The following is a 22,038-nucleotide window of genomic DNA, read 5'->3' on the forward strand; positions in this document are numbered from 1 at the left end:
TCACCTCTATATATATTATACAGAAAAGTAACATAAAAAGCTGAAAAGTAAACCTATGAATGAACATAGGAAGGAGTCAGTTATCGGAATAACTGACTCCGTGTTAACAGATTTCACTTTTTTTTTCGTTACTAGCTAATTGTTGTAATTTCTTTTTGTCTATTTTGCCAACATCGGTTCGAGGAAGTTCATTTAAGATAAATATTTTTTTCGGAACTTTATAGCTTCCGAGTGATTTTTTACAATAGGTAATTATTTCAGCCTCAAAAGATACGATCGATTCTTTACAGGTGACGAAAGCAGTCACACACTCTCCCCATTTATCATCCTCTATACCAATTACTGCTGCTTCTCGTATGTTTGGATGTAAAACGAGACACTGCTCTACTTCCTGGGGATATACATTTTCTCCTCCTGAAATAATCATCTCTTTTTTTCTTCCTACGATATAATAATCACCTTCATCATCAAACATAGCCAAGTCACCTGTTTTTAACCAGCCATCTACTTTTGCTATCTTGGTTTCTTCTTCGTTGTTCCAATACTTTGTGAATACATGCTTGCCTGAGATATATAATTCTCCTATTTCATTCTCATTACATAATTCGCCAAACTCATTCATTATTTTTACTTCATTAAATTGCATGCATTTACCAACGGATCCTTTTTTGTTACTCGCTCTTTGAGGACAAATATAAAAGTTATTAGGTCCAGCTTCAGTAAGACCGTAACCTTCTTTAAAAAGAATTCCCTTCTCTTCAAATTGGTTGTAAATAGTCTTTGGACATGGAGCTCCACCTGATAAAAAAGCTTTTACAGTTGGAAATGTTGCTCTTTTAATATAATCAGTCTCTAGCATCGCTTGATACATAGTAGGAACAAATAGAGACATCGTCGTCTTGTAAGTATTTAAAGCCATAAGTGCTTCTTCAGCATTAAAACGACTACCAGTGACGACTGTGCCCCCTGCCATTAAAATTGGAATACAAAGTGCATTTAGACCTCCGGTGTGAAACATTGGCATATAGTTTAATGTACAATCCACGTCGCTTAGTCCCCAACTAACAATTGTATTAATAGCGTTCCAATTCACTGCATCAAATGAAAGGACAACCCCTTTTGGCTTTCCGGTAGTTCCACCAGTATATATGATTAACCATGGATCCGTTGAACTCCATACTGATTTAGAAGGATAAAATTCAATTCTCTCGTCTAATACCTTTGTAAGTAGCAGACAATCTACTTTTTCAAATTTGGAACATATTCCTTGATGCTCTTCATCGTGGATGACCAATACAGGTTCACAGTCATTTAATATATAATTCAGCTCTGAAACACTCAATCGAAAGTTAAGAGGAACATATAAAATCCCTTTTAATCCACAAGCAAACAGGATTGCGAATAACTCAATTCGATTTTGAGAAAGGATTACTATTCGATCGCCTTTTACATACTGCTTTTCTTGAAAATAGTGAACCCATTTAGATATATGATCTGTTAACGTTTTATAATTCCATTGCTCGCCAGAATTACTGTCGATCAAAGCGGTTTTTGTCGGAGACAGTGCTGCACGTTTATATATCCAAGCTTGTTCTGTAAACACTTTGCAACCGCTCCTTTCATTACATCATAATACCGCCATCGACGTGTAAGACGTGACCATGTACATAACTTGATTCGTCTGATGCTAAAAACAAATATGCATTCGCTATTTCTGTAGGAATGCCAAGTCGCTGTAAGGCAACAACTGATTTCATTTGGTCAATAATTTTTTCTGGCATTTTAGCTACCATAGACGTGCTTGTAAAACCTGGTGCTACTGCATTAACATTAATGCCTTTACGTCCTAATTCTTTTGCCCAAGTTTTGGTCATGCCAACAACCGCAGCTTTTGAAGCAGCATAATTAGTTTGACCGACATTTCCATAAACCCCACTAACTGAGGAAGTATTTATTATTTTTCCGTATCCTTTTTCCACTAAATGTGGAAGAACTGCCTGTGTACAATTAAAAACGCCGGTTAAATTTACATCTAGAACACGTGAGAAGTCTTCCACTGTCATTTTAGACAGCATTGCGTCTCTTGTAATACCAGCATTATTTATTAAGATATCGATTGTTCCAAAATGATCAACCGTCTGTTGTACAAGTGCTTCTACACTTTCGCGGTTTGCAACGTCCACTTGAACAAATTTAACTTCATATCCTTTTTCTATTAATTCTTTTTCTTGGTTTGTACCTGTGTTTGCATCAAAATCAGCTATCACTACCTTAGCTCCTTCTTCTGCAAATCGAAGAACTGCAGCTAAACCTATTCCATTGGCTGCTCCTGTAATTATAGCGACTTTATCTTTTAACCTCATATGCTTTCTCCTCCGTTAAAAATGTTTCGATACGATTTGTTAACTGCTCCAAATCATCGATTAATGGAGAATGACCGCAATTTACTAATGGTATATAAGTGGCATTGTCTCCTAAGTCCTTCACAATTTCTTGTGTCATTTCCTCGTTCACGACATAATCCCGATCTCCTCTTAAAATAAGTACGGGAATGGTAATATCTTTTGTTTGATTTGTGCCTTCAGTTACTCCGTTATGATATGAGCTAATATTAAATGTGTTTAATGAATGATAGACATCCGCCAAATTTCGTTGTGTCAACATATCATCCAAATAAGCTTCATAACGTTCTTTCTCCGGTTGCTTGTGAGAATATATAGCAGCATTCCATACTGCCTTCAATCCTTCTTTATTATTAGTGTCGTATAATCCTTGCATCGCTCTTGTTTTAGATGGATCATTTTCTACATCTTCAATCGTTTGAAATCTATCGTTCATGTTTGGTGTTCCATCCTCATTTGTTCCATAGAAAGGATACCCTCTTGTTGAGGCAGATGCTAACAAAACTAACTTCTCACAGTAGTCTGGATAGTCTGCAACAAACTGCATACAAATTGCTCCGCCTGTAGACCAACCTATTAAGAAGAACTTTTCTAATGATAAAAGGTCGACAACTTCCTTCAAGTCATCTGAGAAATTCTTTATACTTTGAACTCTCGTTTGGTACGTAGACTCTCCAAATCCTCTTAAATCAATTGCATATAACGTATACTTTTGATCTAATGTTTCGATTAACACATCCCAATGTTTTGAAGAGGTCATATTGCCGTGTACTAATACAATCACTTCTTCGCCACCTGGACGTAAACGATACGCAATTGTTTCTCCATTTGCTAAAGATAATTTTGGTAAACTCATCACTTTTCTCCCCCTTGCTGACCCCATCTTACTGCTACAGCCCCCCATGCATAACCAATGCCTGCGCTTACAAGAACAGCAAGATCACCATCTTTTAGCTTTCCAGCTTCTTGTGCAAGCTCTATCGAAATAATCTGATCCATTTGACCAATATGTCCATAATCGCTCAAGTAGATCGATTGTTCACTGGATAATCCTAGTTCATTTAAGACAAAATCATGAGCTGATTTTTTCATATGGAGAATAGCTAAATAGTCAATATCATTATCTGAATAACCACTTTTAAATAATGCATTACGAATGACTTTTATAAAATTTTGCATCGACTTTTGTTCAAGTCTTGCCTTCATGCCTTCAGGATCTAACACGTCTAATCTATATAATCCCTTTTGTAAATGGTCAACTGTAAGTGGTTCTTTCGTTCCGCCGACTGGTACTACTACATCTTCAGAAAAAGACCCATCTGTTATAATCTCTGACTCTAGAATAATATTTTCATGATGATCTTTTTTTAATATAATTGCTGCTCCACCCGCTCCGAGATTGAACATAAAGCGAGTTCTTTCATTTGTATAATCTATAAAGTCATTGTTTCTGTAACCACCAGCAAGTAGAACAGTATTAACGGACGAATCAGATTCCATAATATTTTTTGCTATTTTGATGGCCATAATTGTCGTCCCACAACGAAGAGCCACGTCAAATCCCCAAGCGTGATAAGCACCTATCTCTTCTTGTAGTTTAATAGCTGCAGTCCATAATGGATATTCCTTATGTTCCTCCCCAATATAAATAACTAAATCAATTGTTTTTGGATCTACAGCCCCTTTTTGTAATGCTTTTTCGGCTGCTTTGATCCCCATTGCTACTGTGTGATCTTCAGGACCGGGAATTGGTTTTTGTGTAATCCCCATTTTACTTTTTACAACGTCAATAGGTAAATTAGAAAGAGCGGCAATTTCCTCGGCTGTCATGACGTTGTCTGGAATATACACACCAGTACTGACAATTCCTACAGTCATTTTGCTTCCGCCTTTCTCTTAGTTGGATTGATCGCTACTGATACGCCGCCTTTGTTTTTTCTTTTCCAAAATGCATGTCGTATTGTACCAACAATTCCTCTTGGGAAAAATATTACTGCTAATATATAGATGATTCCAAAGAAAATAATCCATCTTTCGAAAATAGGATGCTCTTTAGCAAGGCCAGACAAGTAATGCTGAGCTAGTTCAATTACTCCTGCACCAATAATTGGACCTATTAATGTTCCTACGCCTCCAATTATAGTCATCAGGAGAGCATCAAGTGTTATATCCATTGTAAGTACACTCGTATTCACAAACCGTAGAGAAATAGCGTACAGGGAACCAGCCAAGCTTGCGACAACCCCAGCTACGACGGAAGCGATTACTTTATAATGCAATGTTTGAAATCCTAATGATTTTGTTCTCTGTTCGTTTTCACGTACAGCTATTAAGACTCTTCCTAAAGGAGATTCAACAAATCTTCTTAAGAAAAAGAATACAAGTACTAAACAAGCAAGAACAAGAAGATAAAACATCATACGATCTTTAAAGAACTCTGGTGCACGAAATGTAAATCCATCATTACCATACGTAAGTGTTCTCCATTTTTCTGCAAGTACTAAAAATAAACCTGACACTGCCATTGTAAGCATTGCAAAGAAATGGCTTTTTAATCTTAAAGTGAGTAAGCCAACCAAAAAACTGATTACGGCTGCTAAGACCATACCTACTAAGATAGACAGGAAAAATATACCCAACGTTGCTTCAAAATGATTAAGCATAATAGCAGTAGCATATGCACCCATCCCAAAGAACATTGCATGACCGAATGAGACGATCCCAGTATATCCAAGCAAAATGTCATAGCTCATAGCTAAGATAGAAAAAATAAATATTTGTGTAAGCAATATTGTCCAAGTTCTAGAGTCTGAAACAAACGGGAAAACTGTCAGAGCAGCTACCATTATTATTAATACAGCATTAGTTAATTGGAATTTTGACTTCATTTCGCATCATCCTTTCGCAGTAAACAAACCTTGTGGACGGAAAATTAATACGATTGCCATTAGCATCATATTGACCGCAAGTGATAAAGCTGGAACATAGTACGCCATGAAGCTGCCTGCAAGACCAACAAGTATTGCGGCAAGAAGAGATCCAGGAAAACTTCCCATACCACCAATGACTACGACTATAAATGCTAAAATCGCAAATTCCATACCCATTTCTGCATAAATTACCCCAGAGTAAGGAGCCATAAGTACGCCGCCCAATGCTGCAAGACCAGCTCCTACCATAAACACGTATAAGAAAACTTGTTTGATATTTATACCAAGAGCTTGAACCATTTCTTTGTTCATAACTCCTGCACGTACGATCAAACCAATTTTAGTACGCTTCAGTATAAACTGGAAAACGCCAAATACTAGAAAGCCTATCAATATGATAAATAAGCGATATTTGATAATGATGACATCGCCAACTTCCCAGCTCCCGGATAATAAAGGAGGAGTTTTTGCCGCAATTTGATTTGGTCCGAAAACAACCTTCAACATTTCTGATAAAACGATCATAAAACCTAATGTGATCAAAATTTGTTGAATGTGATTACCGTAAACGGGAGTAATAATAAGTTTCTCCGTTATAAATCCAAGCACAATACCCGTTAAAATAGCTCCTAGGATGGCAATAGTAAAACTGTCAGTTAATCCATAAAACCAGACTCCAGAGAAGGCTCCCCATGCAAATAACCCACCATGAGCAAAGTTTAAAACATCCATTAAGCCAAAGATTAACGTTAAACCAGCAGCCAATAGAAATATTAGCATCCCAGTAGCTAAGCCATTTATCAATAAATTGATGATTAGTTCCATTTTATTACCCCCTCACCCAATTCCTAAATACTTACGTTTTAGCTCTTCATTCTGTATTAACTCACTCATTTGACCAGATTGTACGGTCTCGCCATCATCTATTAGTGTGTATGTATCGCCAATTCTACTAGCCATAATAAAATTTTGTTCTACTAATATAATTGTAGTTTGTTTTTTCATTTCAATTATAGCTTCCATCACTTTTTCGATGACAACTGGTGCAAGGCCTTTAGATGGCTCATCTATTAACAGTAGTTTACTCTCGTTAACAAAAGCTCTTGCCATTGATAGCATTTGCTTTTGACCACCAGATAGATGTCCGCCTTCCTTTTTCCAATACTTCTTAAGATCTGGGAATAACTCCAGTACGTAATCCTGTCTTGCAAGTGCACTATCATCTTCTTTTCGCATAGCAACTTTGATATTTTCTTCTACCGTAAGTGCACCAAATATTCCTTGATCCTCCGGAACATATCCAATGCCATTTGAAGCAATATGATGAGTCGCATTTTTAGTTATATCTTTATCTTGAAAAACAATGGAACCTGAATTAGCAGGAGTCAATCCCATGATTGTTTTTAAAGTAGTTGTTTTTCCGGCTCCATTTCTACCTAGTAAAACACTTACTTCTCCTTCTTTGGCTACAAATGAAACACCTTGTAAAATGTGATATTGCCCTATATACGTGTGAACATTTTCTACTTTAAGCAAGATGCTCATCGTACAACCCTCCTAAATATGCATGTTGAACGGTTTCATTATTCATAATTTCTGTAGGTGTACCATCCGCTAGTAATCTACCGTTAAATAAAACCATGATAGAATCAGATAAATCCATAATCATATCCATTTTATGTTCAATCAATAAAATCGTCTTTTCACCCGTTTGTTTAATCTGTTTGATGACATCTAAAATGGCAGGTACTTCTTCTAAGGACATTCCAGCAGTTGGTTCGTCCAACAGTAATACTTCTGTATCTAAAGCAAGTAACATCGCAATTTCTAGTTTTCGTTTTTCTCCATGTGATAGTTGATTTGCAAAAGCATTTGCTTTACTAGAAAGCAAAACTATTTCTAATAGCTTTTCAGCCTGAATGTGCAAGTCTTTATATGATGTAAAATGCCGAAGAATTTGATAACGAATATTTTCTTTGGATTGAACAGCTAAACGAACATTTTCTATTACCGTTAAATTAGGAAATACATTTGTAATTTGAAAAGAACGACCAAGCCCTTTTCTTGTTCGTTGAACGGAGGAATATTTAGACATTGATTCACCTCTAAAAAACACATCTCCCTCTGTAGGGTTTAACTCACCACTCAATAAATTAAAAAAAGTAGTTTTTCCTGCACCATTTGGTCCAATAATAGACTTGAAATGTTTTGCTGGCATAGAAAAATTAACATGGTCAACAGCAGTTTGACCACCAAACTTAATGGTTAGATTCTCAGTTCTCAGTATAGGTTCCATTCCACTTAACTCCTTTCAACTGTCACTCTCCATATCATAGAGAATTCTATAATATGGAGAGTGACAGACCTAATATTATTAGGCCGTCACTCAATTTTTTTTATTTATTATTCAAAATCGGTGGTTCTGTTTCTTCTGGAGATAGCTCTCTTATTAAAACTGGAACAGGATAGTCAACACCATCTTGTTTTTCTAGTTTAATAGAGTAAAGAGATTGTAATGCTTGATGATCTTCTGGTCTGAATGTCATTGTTCCTTTTGGCGTCTCAAATGACATACCTTCCATTACCTTGATCAGCTCATTACCATCTGCATTTCCTTCAGATTTTTTCAAAGCTTCTACAATTGCGATTGCAGCAGACATTCCTCCTGGAGTAAATAAGTCAGGAACTTCACCGTTAAAACGTTTTTTGTGTTCATCTACTAACCAAGTATTAATTTCATTATCAGGAAGTGTATGATAGTAAACAGAGAAGCCTTCCATACCAACTAATGGTTCCATTACGGATAATGCAGGAATATCAGGAGCTCCTGTTGAAATTTTAATACCTTTTTCTTGTAGTTTTAAGTCAGCAATTTGATTCCAAGGAGAGTTTGCACCTGCCCACACAACAAATAAGTAGTCAGGCTTTTCTTGGATAATCTTTTGTAAGTTAGAAGTAAAGTCAGTAGCAGCTGGATCAGCATACTCTTCCAACACTACCTCTGCTCCTAATTTTTCTGCAGCCGCTTTAAATGCAGCTATTCCATCCCATCCAAATGAATAATCTGGTGCAAACGTAGCAATTTTTACTCCTGGTTTAGCGATTGCGGCAGCACCTGCTACAGCATCTTGTGAGGAGTTACGACCAGTTCTAAAAATGTATGGATTGTACTCTGAACCTGTAATACTATCAGCAACAGCTGGCTCAACGATCATAATTTTTTCATATTCTTCTGCTAGAGGAAGGACAGCTAATGTATCACCTGAGCTAGAGGATCCTACTAAGAAATCTACTTCATCTTCTTCCAAAAGCTTTGTTGCTTTTTGAACTGCTACTTCAGGTTTTGTTTCTGTGTCTTCAAAAACAACTTCGATTTTTTTGCCTGCTACTTCCATTGTTCCATCGGTAGCATATTCAAGACCTAACTCAAATCCATTTTTCGTTTGTTTACCATAAGACTCAAGAGCCCCAGTTAAAGAAGCAAGTACCCCAACTTTGATAGTACCGCCTTCTTCAGTCACTTCACTTGTAACTGGAGTTGTTTCGTCCTTTTCTTTTTCTGTTGTTGTAGTAGCTTTTTCGCTACATGCAGCACTGACAATTAGAACGAATAATAGCGTTAACAATAATCCCCATTTTTTTGTCATGTAAATCCCCCTTCAAAGCTTTTTGTAAGCGTTATCATGCTTCTGTTATAGAGTACAAAAATGTAGTTACAAATCAGTTACAAAAAAAGCAAATCAAAAGTTTCATGTAAATAAGAAATTTTCAAGATAAATAGGATTTCATAAAAAAGAACTTGGGCAATTACCCAAGTTCTTGTAACATTAAATAGAACGTATGCAAAATCTATCAAAATCTTATATTTTGTTTTCTTTAACTTGATCTAATATATTTGGTAATTCATTTATTGGCAACAAACCTTCTTCTGAATTAAACTTTTTAAATTCTATTTCTGTAATCTCCGTACCAAGAACATACTCTCCTATAACGATTTCAAGAAACTCCAATACTGCGTTACTATGTTCCACGTCTTCTCGGAACTCTTTAATATACAAAATAAGGTAGAATTCTTCATTCTCTTGATCTACCTCATACGTGAAAAAGACATCTTCACGACTAACTTCAAACCCATTAGATGAAATTGCTATATCATCGTCATTTCGCTGGTTAAATGCTATAATAGTGAATCTTTCCAACTGTGGTGCAGCTTCCACTAACCGTATCACGTCTGGGAAATTGTTAGGATTGCCATATGCGCTAATTGTCAGCTCGCGTTTTTTGTCTCTGTTATCTTCTAATTCAATCGAAAATGATAATTGGCGGTTTACCTTACTCGTCACCGCATCTAATTCTTTTAACAATTTCACAGAATGCTCGTCCCGTATCAAATATAATTCTTCTTCATGTTCCACAAACCATTCCCAAAATGCTTCAATAGGATCTTTTCTTTTAAATATATTCCGAATCAAATTAACACTCCTTTTATATGAAAGATATTTCTTTTTCTAATTTCTATTCATAATTTGTTATCATTTCGTACATTTGTATGGTAGTTTCCATGGGCTCAATGCCAAGTTCCTGTTCAAGTGTAGTAACACAACGGTCATACCATTTTACAGATTGGGAGCGGTTTTGTAATTGATAGTAAGCGTACATCAACAGCCGATATGCTTCCTCCCAAGTTCGATCTATTCGTAGGAGTTTCTCAGCCCAATAAATTGTTTTTTCGAACTCCTTTAACCTGGTACTTGTTTGTGCTAGTCGTTCTAACACTGTAATGTAGAGTTGTTGTGCATTTTCCCGATCATGCGAAATCCATTCTATTGTTGTCTTTTCTTCATACAATTGGCCTTTGTACAATTTTTCTGCTTTTAATAGTGACTCTTTAGATATCACTGGGTTATGTTCATTTAATCCTTTATCAACATAATGATGAAAATTATCGATATCGCTAGCAATCGATACATTAGGGTTCAATCGATACATCGACTGCTTGCGGACAATGAAAAAGGATTCCTCTCTTGCTAACCGATTTGGTTCAATTACTTTTAATAGAGAATTCAAGGTTACTTTAAAATCACGGTCCATGTTTTTTTCATTGCTTTCTCCCCATAATGCATGGATAATTTCTTCCTTTGGGACAAAGCGGTTTTTATTCATAAATAAATAAGCTAATAATTCTTTTGCCTTATCTCTTTGCCAGTTTCGTTCGCTTACCTCTTTATTGCTCATATAAAGAGTAAAGGGTCCAAGCAGGTGTATTGTAAGTTGATAACCTGGGTAATTACTCACTGTATTTATCTTCAATAGATTAGATACAGTATTTACATCAATTGAGTCCGGTTTTGCGATAAGCGCTTTTTGGAGGATAGGATAATGCATTTGCAAATCATATGGTCCAAAAACCGTTTTTCTCTGTAAAAAAAATACGAAATCAAAACGAACACATAAAGTTGCAAATCTTTCAGTGTAATGAATGAACACGTCTTGATTTTCTAAATGGTGATGAATAATCATTAGCCAATAGTTCGATACCATTTCACCATAAACATCCCCACTAATTACAAACAGTCGATTAGCCTCATGAACTGTTTGTAATGCTTGATGGTGTTCATTATTTTCAAAATAAACTATTGTTAAACATATCAAAATATATGCAGATAACCAATAATCATTCCCCTTGTCCGTTTCTCGGAGACCTTTTTCACCGTATGAGATCGCCTCTTGAAAGTATCCTTGTCTAGACTTTAAAATGGATAGTCCCATATAAGGTTCGGCTTTACCCCTAGAAACATTCAACTCTTCCATTCGATTCACAGCTTTCAAGTAATAAGTTTCAGGCGTTTCCGTATCAAATGGATTATCTAATATTTCTGCATGCCCTCTACGAATCCATCCTACCGCCTCAACAAAACCTGACTTTTCACGATTTCCAGTTTCAATGCCTTTTATAGCCGCTTGTTTTGCATGCTCTACTTGTCCCATTAAAGAATATATAAAGGAAAGTAAAACCTCTGTCTCTCGATGAGAATCAGGTAAACTATTTTCATCGCTTATCCTATTTTTTAATATTTTCAGTGCTTCATTTAGCATACCTGTCCGGAGCAGAATTCTAGCATCCAAATTTCCTTCTCTTAAAATAGCTGCCTCTAACTTTTCTTGTTGAACAAATGTATTTGCCTCTTTTGCTTTTCCCAAGTTTACTAGATTTTCCGCTAATAATCTCTTTAATAACAACATTTCATGCCTTGTCATATCCGTACTCATCTCAGACCATTTAACAGCTTCTTCTAAAAAAGGTTTTGCAAATGCCGGTTGAATAGTATCTAAATAGATATGCGCAATTCCAGCATTGCCTCGACTATGATACAAATGGTTATTATGTTCCTTGGCAAAGTTGATACATTTTTCATATGCTTTTTTAGCTTTTTCATAAAAAGCTCTATATCGATGACATTCACCTTCGTAATAATAAAGCTCATAGAACTCTTCTTTTCTTTCCTCAGAAAGATGTTCTTTTAACAAATCTAACAACCAATCGAATTGTCCAGATTTGATCATCATTTCCGCAAACTGAACAATCGTCTGACCTAGAAAAAAATCATCTTTTGCTTTTACCGCATGATGAATAGATTGGACTAAATTATTCTTTTTACTGTAATATGCGGCGGCTCTTTTGTGTGTTTCCACGTAAAGAGCTTGATCTTTTTGTAACCACTTTGTTTCTAAATATTGTTGGAACAAAGAATGGTATCGATAGGCGCCGGTATCGCTTAATGCTTGGATGAAAGCATGGCTACTCGCTAATCTAACGAGATTTCTTGCTTCAATCTCTCCGAAAAAAGCATGAATATCTTCTAGAGTAAAGGTTGGGAAGATACTAAAATTTAATAACGATTGCTTATCTTCTTCGTTCATCCGTAAAAATACTTCTTCGGATAAATAGGAAAATAGATCTTTTAAAGCTGGATCAAAAAGTTCTGCTATTTGTTTACTCGTCTCTGCAACTTGCATTGCAATCAAGTGAATAGCGATTGCCCAACCCTCTGTTAGTTTCATAATTTCTTCCGCTTCGTTCAATGAAATCGTTTTATCAAAATAATCCTCAAAAAATACTTGAATTTCTTCTTCACTAAACATAAAGTCTTTTTCGCTAATTTCAACTAGCTGTCCTTTTAATTTTAGCTTTAATAATATAGTCCATTTAGGTCGACTTCTGGATGCGACAACAAGATGTATATTTGGAGGAAGGAATTCTATTATTTTTTCTACTATATAATTTATTTGAAAAACATGATCAATCAGATGAAAATCGTCTAATATAATAGTAAATGGCTTATCGATTGAAACCAATTCATTGCTAAATAGTGAGTACCAACGAGTTAATTCTGCTTCTTTTGGATACATGGATATTACTTCTTTTTCTATTAGACTTACACCAAATGTAGGGATTACTTTCCGAATGCTAAGTAATAAATGTCTTAGAAAAGGAAGAATATCATCGTCTTCTTCGGTAATGGTGTACCAGGAGTATAATTCCTTTGAATCAGCATAATATTGTGCTAAAGCTGAACTTTTACCAAATCCAGCTCCACTATGTAAAAGAGATAATTTCTTATGAGAATTTGATTTTAATTTTTTTATAAGGGATGATCTTCTCATGTAAAAGGATGAGGTCATAGGAGGGGTTAATTTTGACATAATTATTGTAGTTTGTTCCATCGCTAAACCTCCATTTTCGAAGCACGTTATTTATTACTAATACTACCATATTTTTCGTTCTAATTGAATGATAATTCAGATGTCTTAGAAAATACGGAACTATGATAAAATATAATAGAGGTTTAAGGAGAGGAAGAGAATCAATGGATTTTCCAATTTTAGAAACAAAAAGATTGAAGCTTTTAGAAATAACAGATGAAAATTTAGATGATATTTTTGCAATTTTTTCTGATCGAGAAGCAATGAAATATTATGGAATGACTCCTTTTACAAATAAGGATCAGGCAAAGAAACTGATAGATTCATTTGCAAGTAATTTTAACAATAAGCGTTCACTGCGTTGGGGAATTATATTAAAAGAAAGTGGTAATTTAGTTGGCACAGTTGGATTAAACAATTTACTAATTTCAAGCAAACGTACAGAGATTGGTTACGATTTACTCCCTACCCATTGGAAGAAAGGAATTGTTTCGGAAGCAGTTCAGGCTGTAATTCAATATTGCTTTCAAGAATTAGAGCTATTTCGTATCGGTGCAGTGACATTTCCTGAAAATGAAGCTTCCTTCAAATTGTTATTAAAATTAGGTTTTCAAAAAGAAGGATTATTAAGAGGCTATTTATATCAAAATGATCAATCGAGTGATGCACTAGTTTTCTCTTTAATAAGACCTGATTGGGATAAGAGAGAAATAAAAGAAATCTTCTAATTTCGCATTTTCCGTCGTTTTCGGCGTATAAAGGACTGTATGTTTGCTACAACAGTATCGAGTAATTTTAAAGAAGAGGGTTGTGATGAACATCACGTCCCTCTTCTTTATTTTGTACTTGAATTCTTCATACAAAAAAGGACCTAATTCATTAAGAATCAGGTCCTTTACATATTATCTTACGCTTCTAACATTTTGTTACGTAGTACCATTTGAAGGATACCACCGTGACGGTAGTAGTCTACTTCTACTTCTGAATCGAAACGAGCAAGAACATTGAATTGTTTTTCAGAACCATCTTCTGCTTTTGCTGTTACTTGTAGAATATCGCGAGGTTTTACACCTTCTGCAACATTAATACTAATTTCTTCTTTGCCAGTTAAGCCAAGACTTTCAGCATTTTCACCTGGTAAGAAGTTAAGTGGTAATACACCCATCATAACTAGATTTGAACGATGTATACGTTCAAAGCTTTCAGTAATGACAGCCTTGATACCTAATAGGTTTGTTCCTTTAGCTGCCCAGTCACGGGAAGATCCCATTCCATAATCTTTTCCACCAAGTACTACTAAACCAGTATTCGATTCTTGATACTTCATTGCTGCATCATAGATAGACATGATTTCTCCTGTTGGCCAGTACGTAGTATATCCACCTTCTGTACCTGGAGCAACTTGGTTACGAATACGGATGTTCGCAAATGTTCCACGCATCATTACTTCATGGTTACCACGACGAGATCCATAAGAGTTGAAATCACGTACTTCTACGCCATTTTCACGCAAGTATTTACCTGCTGGAGTATCTTTACCAATCGCACCAGCTGGTGAAATATGGTCTGTAGTGATAGAATCACCAAATTTCGCAACAATACGAAGTCCAGCAAGAGTTTGAATATCACTTGGCTCTTTCGATAAACCTTGGAAGAATGGTGGGTTTTGAATGTAAGTTGATTTATCATCAAATGAATATAGAGACTCAGTTGAAGTTTCAATTGCATTCCAAGCTTCATTTTCATCAAATACGCGTGCATATTCTTTTTGGAATAGTTCACGAGTAACTACTTTAGAAAGAACGTCATTTACTTCTTCCGTAGAAGGCCAAATGTCAGCAAAGAATACATCGTTGCCATCTTTGTCTTTACCGAAAGAATCTTTTTGTAGATCGATATCTACTGTTCCAGCAAGTGCATATGCAACTACTAGTGGTGGTGAAGCTAAGTAGTTCGCTTTTACAAGTGGGTGAACACGTCCTTCGAAGTTACGGTTACCAGAAAGAACAGAAGTTACAAACAAATCTTCGTCAACGATTGCTTTTTCTATTTCAGGTAGTAATGGTCCAGAGTTACCGATACACGTTGTACATCCGTAACCAACTGTATTAAATCCAATTTCATCTAAGAACTTGTCTAATCCTGAATCTTGTAAATAACCAGTAACAACTTTTGAACCAGGAGCTAATGATGTTTTTACATAAGCAGGAACAGTTAAGCCTTTTTCTACCGCTTTTTTAGCAACTAATCCAGCAGCTAACATTACGTATGGGTTAGATGTATTTGTACAAGAAGTGATTGCAGCGATTGCTACAGCACCAGTTGGGATTGCTACATCTCCATCCGCAAATTTTGCAGTTGCAGTTTTGTCGAATTCTTTTTCATTCAAACCGAAACCTTGAGTACCTTGAGGAGCAACTACTGCTTCACGGTAACGAGCTTTCATATCTGATAGAGGAATCAAATCTTGTGGACGTTTTGGTCCTGAAAGGTTTGCTTCAATATCTGCCAAATTAATTTCTATAACATCTGTATATACAGGTTCTAAAGTTGGGTCAAAGAACATGTCATTTGCTTTTAAGTAAGCTTCTACTACAGCAATATGCTCTTCTTCACGACCAGTTAAACGTAAATAGTTAAGTGATTCTTCATCAATTGCGAAGTAACCACATGTTGCACCATATTCTGGAGCCATGTTTGCAATTGTAGCACGGTCAGCAAGTGGTAACTTAGATACCCCTGGTCCGAAGAATTCTACAAATTTACCTACTACACCACGTTGACGCAATACTTGTGTTACTTTAAGTGCTAAGTCAGTAGCAGTTGTTCCGTTTGGAAGATCGCCGGTTAATTTAACACCGATAACCTCTGGAATTGGGAAGTATGATGGTTGACCAAGCATACCTGCTTCTGCTTCAATTCCACCAACACCCCATCCTAATACACCAAGACCATTAATCATTGTTGTATGTGAGTCAGTACCAACTACTGAATCTGGGAATGTTTCTAAAGTGCCATCTGTATTTTCATTCACGTGTACGATTGGAGCTAAATACTCTAAATTTACTTGGTGAACGATACCAGTAGCTGGTGGAACAGCGCGGAAATTATCGTATGATGTTTGAGCCCATTTTAAGAAGTTATAACGCTCAGCGTTACGTTCGAACTCAAGATCCATATTTGCTTTTAATGCAGTTGATGTACCATATTTGTCTACTTGTACAGAATGGTCAATTACAAGATCGACTGGAATAGCAGGGTTAATTTTATCTGGATTTCCACCCATTTCATTCATAGCTGAACGTAATGAAGCTAAATCTACTACTACTGGTACGCCAGTAAAGTCTTGTAGTACAACACGGGAAGGTTTAAAAGGAACTTCTGCCTCTGTGTCCGCATCTTTACCCCATTTTGCTAATTGGTTTACATGATCTTCTTTAATAACATATCCATCATATTGTCGCAAAACTGATTCTAATAATACTTTAATTGAATAAGGAAGGCGTGATACTTTTGCGATACCAGCTTCTTCGATTGCAGCTAGACGGTAGTAGTTATACTCTTTACCATTTAGCGAAAAAGAAGCGCGGCTGTTGTGTAGGTTACTATTTGCCATTATTATTCCTCCTAATGTCTATTGAGAAGACTCTATCTAGTGACTTTTCTCCACTCCCTATCATACTCGAATAAAGTCTATAAGTAAATTACATTAAAATTATTATAAGTGATAATTATTCCTTATGACCTTTTATTTTTTCAATCGTTTTTTCTAATTGTCTTAAATGTCTTTTTTCATGATATCCTACAAAGGAAAACCATTGAACTAACGGTAATTGTCCAAATATAGGATGTTTTAATGATTTGTTATTAAGTGTTTCCTTATCGGAAGATTCATATACAGAGAGAAGTTCCATCCGAGCGGTATGAAGAGTGGTTTTCATCTCTTCAATAGTTTGGAATTCAGTAGACGGCACAATATAGGTCGGTGCTTTAGCTTTGATAATACGTAATGTTGTAAGTTGTATTGGCTTTCTTCTTGCCTTCGGGCTTTTGGGATTAGCTAATTGATACGTAATACCATCCTTAATAACATTCTCAAGCTTTATTAAGTGTTCAAAGATTTCTTTTGGTGACCATGCATCTGGTTCGGGCTTTTGATTGAATTGTTCATCATTTAAAAGTTCTAACTGTTTGAATAAAGCCGCTCTAATTTTATTATTCTTTTCTATAAACATTCGATTCCTCCAAACTTATTTATTCATTTTTTATATACCCTTCCTGATTAACAAACAATCCAACATTTTCTTTTGAACAAAAATATGAGAGAATAATCCATTAGAAAGGAAGTTTTTTATGATTGCTTTAAAAGAAATGACACCAATTAACGATCCGTGGGAAGCTTATCGAGACATCGAAGAACACGGAAATCTTACATTATCCAATATAGAGTTTACTACTACACACCTGTGTAACATGCGTTGTGCACATTGTGCAGTTGGGTACACTTTACAAACAAAGGACCCTCTTGCTCTTCCGTTTGATTTGATTTTACAACGACTAGAAGAGATTCCACACTTGAAAACGATTAGTATTACTGGTGGAGAACCGATGCTATCTAAGAAGTCTGTGACTCAATATGTTTTGCCACTACTAAAGTATGCACATAGTCGTGGCGTTCGTACACAGATTAACTCCAATCTAACACTTGAACCTGAAAGATACTTGTTAATCGCTCCTTATTTAGATGTACTACATATCTCTCATAACTGGGGAACCATAGATGAATTTGTCGAAACCGGCTTTGCAATGATGGAGAAAAAGCCTACATATGAGCAACGTGCACGACTTTTTCAACGAATGATTGATAATAGTAGAATGCTTTCTGAAGCTGGGGTTATGGTTTCTGCCGAAACAATGCTGAACAAAAAAACTCTTCCATATTTAGAACATATTCATCGACAAATCGTAGATGAGATGAAATGTGCTCGTCATGAAATACATCCTATGTATCCTTCCGATTTTGCTAGTTCCTTAACTTCACTTACATTGGAAGAAACACACGAGGCTATAGAGAAAATTTTAGGCTTCCGAGATGAGAACGTTTGGATGCTGTTTGGAACATTACCATTTTATCCATGTAGTAAAACGGAAAGAAGCCTGCACTTGCTTAATCGTTTAAATAATAGTAAAAATGTATCCGTACGAAATGATCCGGATGGTAGATCAAGATTAAATGTTAATATCTTCTCTGGTGAGGTTATTGTGACGGACTTTGGTGATGCACCGCAGCTTGGTAACATCCTAACGGACACCCTTCCGTCTATATTTGAAAAATGGATGGCTTCCCCACTTTCCAAAACTCTTAATTGTCATTGTCCTGCAGTAAAATGTTTGGGCCCTAATATACTAGTAAAAAATATGTATTATAAAGAAGATACATTTGTAAGTGGGTCAGTAAAATAAACATAGAGAAACCGAACGTTAAGTTAGCGTTCGGTTTCTTTCAATACAATTAGTTTACATAATAAAATTATTTTTCACTCTAAACTGTTGACTTAGTTTTAATGAATGGAAAAAAATTCGACAGCAAGGTCTAATAAAAATATAGTGTGAAGAATCACAAACGATATTGCTTGTTTATTCAACTTTTTTGTCATTTGTCTATCCATATTTTCCACTCCCCTTTTTGCAATTATAATATGCATCATTCAAAAAAGCAAAATATTTAGAACTTTCCATTTTAATTTTTTCATAGCTTTATTATTTTATATTATTNATTCATAATAAGAAGAAATGGAAGGGAGTTGTTTAATGTTGAAAAAAGCTTTAATTGTTGTGGATTATACAGTTGATTTCGTGGCAGATAACGGAGCATTAACATGTGGAAAACCTGGACAATTAATAGAGGATTCAATTGTACAGTTAACGAAAGAGTTTATAGTAAATAATGAGTTAGTTGTTTTTCCTGTTGATCTGCATGAAGAAAATGATCCTTATCATCCTGAGTCAAAACTTTTTCCAGCCCATAATATTCTTAATTCGCCAGGTCGTGAATTATACGGAAAGTTAAATTTAGTATATGAAGATAACAAAGAGAAAATAATTTGGTTGGATAAAACACGTTACAGCTCATTTGCAGGTACTAATTTACATCAGATTTTAACAGAACGTAATATAGAAGAGATCCACATAGTAGGAGTTTGTACAGATATTTGTGTTCTTCACACGGCAGTTGACGCTTACAATTTAGGCTTTAGAATTGTCATTCACGAAAATGCTGTAGCAAGCTTCAATGAACAGGGACATGACTGGGCTCTAGGTCATTTTGCAAACTCTCTTGGTGCATTAGTATTAAAAAAATAATCGCTTGATGTTTAGGTCTTCTCATTTATGGATATATAAAGAGTGTTACCATATCAACATTCTTAAAGGAGATGAAATAAATGGGATTTATATTATATCTAATTATTGGTGGTATCATCGGATGGCTAGCAGGATTAATTTTAGGTAAAGATATTCCAGGTGGTATTATCGGTAATATTATTGCGGGTATTATCGGAGCTTGGATTGGTGGGCTAATATTCCCAGACATGGGTCCAGTTATATGGGATATGGCAATCATTCCAGCTTTAATCGGAGCTATCATTTTAGTTGCAATACTTAGTCTTATTTTAAAAGCTATGCGAAAATAATAAAAAGGATGGGTTGTTATAACCCATCCTTTTTATTTTCTTTTTTTATAGAAGCAGCTTGAATTTCGTCTAACTGACTTTCATATAAATTATAAAAATGTAGAACATCCTCAACATATTTATCACTTCTGTTATAATTGAAAATCGCTTTTTCAATTTCCCCATCTGCAGCCCCACTAGCTGCTAAATAATTTGCAGCACTAAAAATTGCATCTTCCATATCATATGGATCTGCCTTACCATCCCCATTTGCATCTACTCCGTAGCCACCATACTTAGCGATTATATCTGGGTTCACTTTATCCTTGTCTGGTATATCCCCTTTCCCTAAGCCTTCACAACTAGGATGAGACCAACCGACAAAGGTACAAGGCATAAATTGTAAATGTCCTTCTGCTCCAACAGGAGAAAGCAATGGATCCATTGTGGAGAATTTCGTTTCAATACGATGATGAGCAGCTAAAAGTGTCCAGGGTACACCATACAGCTCTTCAGCCTTTTTATAGATGGATATATATTCTTTGGGAACGTCTAGTTTATTCTTACCTGTGGAAACAGATTGAACGGATTGTGCCCATTCCTGTATAGCAGGGATTCTTTGAAGTTCTTGCCAACCGATGATTGCTAAAATATAAATAGTAATTGTGCAAGGTAGAAGTAATATTATCATCCATATTTTAGCCTTATAGGATATATTCTTTTTTTGTTTCATTGCTTTTTTTCACCTATCCCATGAATTACTTTTTATATTCTGCTAGCAGATGTTTTAGTGAAAGTGGTTTATTAAAATAATATCCTTGAAGATAGTGACACTTCAAATCATTCAAGTTAGTAACCTGGAACAGATCCTCGACACCCTCTGCCAAAATTTTTAAGTTTAAATTATGTGCTAACGAGATAATGGATTGTACGATTGCTTTAGTCTTTGGTTTATGAATTGCTTGAGTAAAGCTCTGATCAATTTTAATAATATCTACCGGCAATAGTTCCAAGTATTTGAAGGAAGAATAGCCTGTCCCAAAATCATCTATTGCTATTTGAAATCCAATTCTTTTTAACTCTTGTAATGATTTTAACACAAAATCAGTATACTCCATGATAATTGATTCGGTTATTTCTAAAACTATTTTATTCGGATGTATATTGGTTTCTTCTAGTATTTTCTTCGTTCGCTTAATATAATCTTTTTGATAGAATTGACGGGCAGATACATTAATGCTAAACAACATTTCCTTCCCTATCTCCTTTTCTATGATAGGGATGCTTCTACATGTTTCTCGTAAAACAAAGTCACCAATTTTAATAATATGTCCACTCTTTTCTGCAACTGGTATGAATTCTCCGGGAGAGATTATTTTATCTTCGTGCTTCCAACGGACAAGTGCTTCAACTCCAATTATTTCATTTGTTTTAGAAGCAATTTGTGGCTGAAAGTTTAAGTACAGTTCCCCTTTATCTAATGCGTTATGTAAGCCCTCTTCTAGGTATAATTCTTTGTTTGCTAAGTCGGACATTTCTTTCCGGTAAGGTACGTGTTTAAGCCCACCATTTTTTTTAGCTTCGTCAGCTGCGAGCTCTGCAAACCGTAATAATTCAGAAGCATTTCTTGAGTCAATTGGACAATGAACAGATCCAACACTTATCGAACTTACGATCTCTTTCCCATATATAAATAGTGGATTTGTGGAATCTATTAAAAGAGTTTCGACAAATTTTACAACTTCATCATAGGAACGATTTCTTAATATTATAACAAATTCGTCTGCTCCCCATCTTGCTACCATACCTGAAGAAACAACATATTTATTATTCCTTAAACGGTTTGATATATCCATCAGGACTAAATCCCCACTATCATAACCATGTAAATCATTTATCATTTTGAACCGATCAAAATCAACGAATAACAGATGAAATGTTTCTTTTTTCGATATTAAATTATGTAAAGTAGCTTGTAACGATCCTCTATTTTGTAAGCCTGTCAAATCGTCTACAAATTCTTTCAATAAAAGATCCTGCTGAATCTTCCACGATTGCTTCATCAAATATAAAAGTAAAAGAGCGCTTATACCTATGTAAATAAATGATTTAATGATAGAAATTGTTTTCCCATTAGGAAAGTATTTAAATAATAATGAATCTGAAAACAAAATCCAAAGTACACTAGTAATGGTATAAATAATAACTATTTGAAAAGATATTTTTCGATATGTCTTTTTATACAATCTGTGGAACACCACCCATCTAACTTCCTAGAAAAACAATAGCATAAATTGACTATAAACAATAGTCTATAAATTTAAAAAGTAG

The 22,038-nt window shown here is 35.3% G+C and carries 19 protein-coding genes; 4 read left to right on the forward strand and 15 right to left on the reverse strand.

All coding sequences use genetic code 11. From position 1 onward, the window contains the following. Nucleotides 1-103: 103 nt before the first annotated feature. From AN959_RS08690 to AN959_RS08740, 11 genes are all read right to left on the reverse strand, one after another. Nucleotides 104-1,603 carry an AMP-binding protein gene (locus AN959_RS08690; RefSeq protein WP_056829939.1) on the reverse strand — a complete coding sequence of 500 codons (1,500 nt, stop codon included), beginning with the start codon at nucleotides 1,601-1,603 and terminating at the stop codon, nucleotides 104-106. Between the two features lie 19 nt (nucleotides 1,604-1,622). After that, nucleotides 1,623-2,363, reverse strand: coding sequence for a 3-oxoacyl-ACP reductase FabG (gene fabG / locus AN959_RS08695; protein ID WP_056829941.1), 741 nt, complete (start codon nucleotides 2,361-2,363; stop codon nucleotides 1,623-1,625). Continuing rightward, nucleotides 2,347-3,258, reverse strand: a complete 912-nt coding sequence (locus AN959_RS08700; RefSeq protein WP_082460891.1) for an alpha/beta fold hydrolase — start codon at nucleotides 3,256-3,258, stop codon at nucleotides 2,347-2,349. Before AN959_RS08700 ends, fabG begins: the two co-directional genes overlap by 17 nt. Beyond that, entirely contained in the window at nucleotides 3,258-4,280 is a 1,023-nt protein-coding gene (locus tag AN959_RS08705; protein WP_056829945.1) for a 3-oxoacyl-ACP synthase, read from the reverse strand. The genes AN959_RS08700 and AN959_RS08705 overlap by 1 nt, the downstream gene beginning before the upstream one ends. Further along, nucleotides 4,277-5,290 (reverse strand): branched-chain amino acid ABC transporter permease, encoded by a 1,014-nt coding sequence (locus tag AN959_RS08710; RefSeq protein WP_053589440.1) that lies wholly within the window; start codon nucleotides 5,288-5,290, stop codon nucleotides 4,277-4,279. The genes AN959_RS08705 and AN959_RS08710 overlap by 4 nt, the downstream gene beginning before the upstream one ends. 6 nt (nucleotides 5,291-5,296) lie before the next feature. Continuing rightward, on the reverse strand, nucleotides 5,297-6,157 hold the full coding sequence (locus tag AN959_RS08715) for a branched-chain amino acid ABC transporter permease (protein ID WP_053589439.1): 861 nt from the start codon (nucleotides 6,155-6,157) through the stop codon (nucleotides 5,297-5,299). Nucleotides 6,158-6,169: 12 nt separating this feature from the next. Beyond that, nucleotides 6,170-6,877, reverse strand: coding sequence for an ABC transporter ATP-binding protein (locus AN959_RS08720; RefSeq protein ID WP_056829947.1), 708 nt, complete (start codon nucleotides 6,875-6,877; stop codon nucleotides 6,170-6,172). Beyond that, nucleotides 6,861-7,628, reverse strand: coding sequence for an ABC transporter ATP-binding protein (locus AN959_RS08725; RefSeq protein ID WP_053589437.1), 768 nt, complete (start codon nucleotides 7,626-7,628; stop codon nucleotides 6,861-6,863). The genes AN959_RS08720 and AN959_RS08725 overlap by 17 nt, the downstream gene beginning before the upstream one ends. A gap of 100 nt (nucleotides 7,629-7,728) precedes the next feature. Beyond that, nucleotides 7,729-8,979, reverse strand: a complete 1,251-nt coding sequence (locus tag AN959_RS08730) for a substrate-binding domain-containing protein (RefSeq protein ID WP_053589436.1) — start codon at nucleotides 8,977-8,979, stop codon at nucleotides 7,729-7,731. Between the two features lie 213 nt (nucleotides 8,980-9,192). Further along, a complete protein-coding gene (locus AN959_RS08735; protein ID WP_056829949.1) occupies nucleotides 9,193-9,804 on the reverse strand; it encodes a hypothetical protein in 612 nt (203 codons plus the stop codon). A 43-nt stretch (nucleotides 9,805-9,847) separates the two neighbouring features. Further along, nucleotides 9,848-13,057 carry a BTAD domain-containing putative transcriptional regulator gene (locus AN959_RS08740; RefSeq protein ID WP_056829951.1) on the reverse strand — a complete coding sequence of 1,070 codons (3,210 nt, stop codon included), beginning with the start codon at nucleotides 13,055-13,057 and terminating at the stop codon, nucleotides 9,848-9,850. A gap of 143 nt (nucleotides 13,058-13,200) precedes the next feature. On the opposite strand from AN959_RS08740, the gene AN959_RS08745 reads away from it, so the two are divergent. Further along, nucleotides 13,201-13,764, forward strand: coding sequence for a GNAT family N-acetyltransferase (locus tag AN959_RS08745; protein WP_056829953.1), 564 nt, complete (start codon nucleotides 13,201-13,203; stop codon nucleotides 13,762-13,764). Nucleotides 13,765-13,943: 179 nt separating this feature from the next. On the opposite strand, the gene acnA is transcribed toward AN959_RS08745, so the two are convergent. Beyond that, on the reverse strand, nucleotides 13,944-16,652 hold the full coding sequence (acnA, locus tag AN959_RS08750) for an aconitate hydratase AcnA (protein ID WP_053589432.1): 2,709 nt from the start codon (nucleotides 16,650-16,652) through the stop codon (nucleotides 13,944-13,946). Nucleotides 16,653-16,767: 115 nt separating this feature from the next. Further along, complete coding sequence (locus tag AN959_RS08755; RefSeq protein ID WP_056829955.1) at nucleotides 16,768-17,271, reverse strand: DinB family protein; 504 nt, start codon at nucleotides 17,269-17,271, stop codon at nucleotides 16,768-16,770. A 118-nt stretch (nucleotides 17,272-17,389) separates the two neighbouring features. Here AN959_RS08755 and yfkAB point away from each other — a divergent pair, with 118 nt between their 5' ends. From yfkAB to AN959_RS08770, 3 genes are all read left to right on the forward strand, one after another. Continuing rightward, nucleotides 17,390-18,499, forward strand: a complete 1,110-nt coding sequence (yfkAB, locus tag AN959_RS08760) for a radical SAM/CxCxxxxC motif protein YfkAB (RefSeq protein WP_056829957.1) — start codon at nucleotides 17,390-17,392, stop codon at nucleotides 18,497-18,499. A gap of 351 nt (nucleotides 18,500-18,850) precedes the next feature. Then, nucleotides 18,851-19,399, forward strand: a complete 549-nt coding sequence (locus AN959_RS08765; RefSeq protein WP_056830313.1) for a cysteine hydrolase family protein — start codon at nucleotides 18,851-18,853, stop codon at nucleotides 19,397-19,399. Nucleotides 19,400-19,479: 80 nt separating this feature from the next. Further along, complete coding sequence (locus AN959_RS08770) at nucleotides 19,480-19,728, forward strand: GlsB/YeaQ/YmgE family stress response membrane protein (RefSeq protein WP_053589429.1); 249 nt, start codon at nucleotides 19,480-19,482, stop codon at nucleotides 19,726-19,728. Nucleotides 19,729-19,744: 16 nt separating this feature from the next. Here the strand turns inward: AN959_RS08770 and AN959_RS08775 are convergent, their stop codons facing one another. Together AN959_RS08775 and AN959_RS08780 are read right to left on the reverse strand one after the other, a co-directional pair. Next, entirely contained in the window at nucleotides 19,745-20,440 is a 696-nt protein-coding gene (locus tag AN959_RS08775) for a lytic transglycosylase domain-containing protein (RefSeq protein WP_056829959.1), read from the reverse strand. A gap of 25 nt (nucleotides 20,441-20,465) precedes the next feature. After that, entirely contained in the window at nucleotides 20,466-21,953 is a 1,488-nt protein-coding gene (locus tag AN959_RS08780; RefSeq protein ID WP_156316766.1) for a bifunctional diguanylate cyclase/phosphodiesterase, read from the reverse strand. Between the last annotated feature and the right edge of the window lie 85 nt (nucleotides 21,954-22,038).

Source organism: Psychrobacillus sp. FJAT-21963 (assembly GCF_001420585.1).
GTDB lineage: Bacteria > Bacillota > Bacilli > Bacillales_A > Planococcaceae > Psychrobacillus.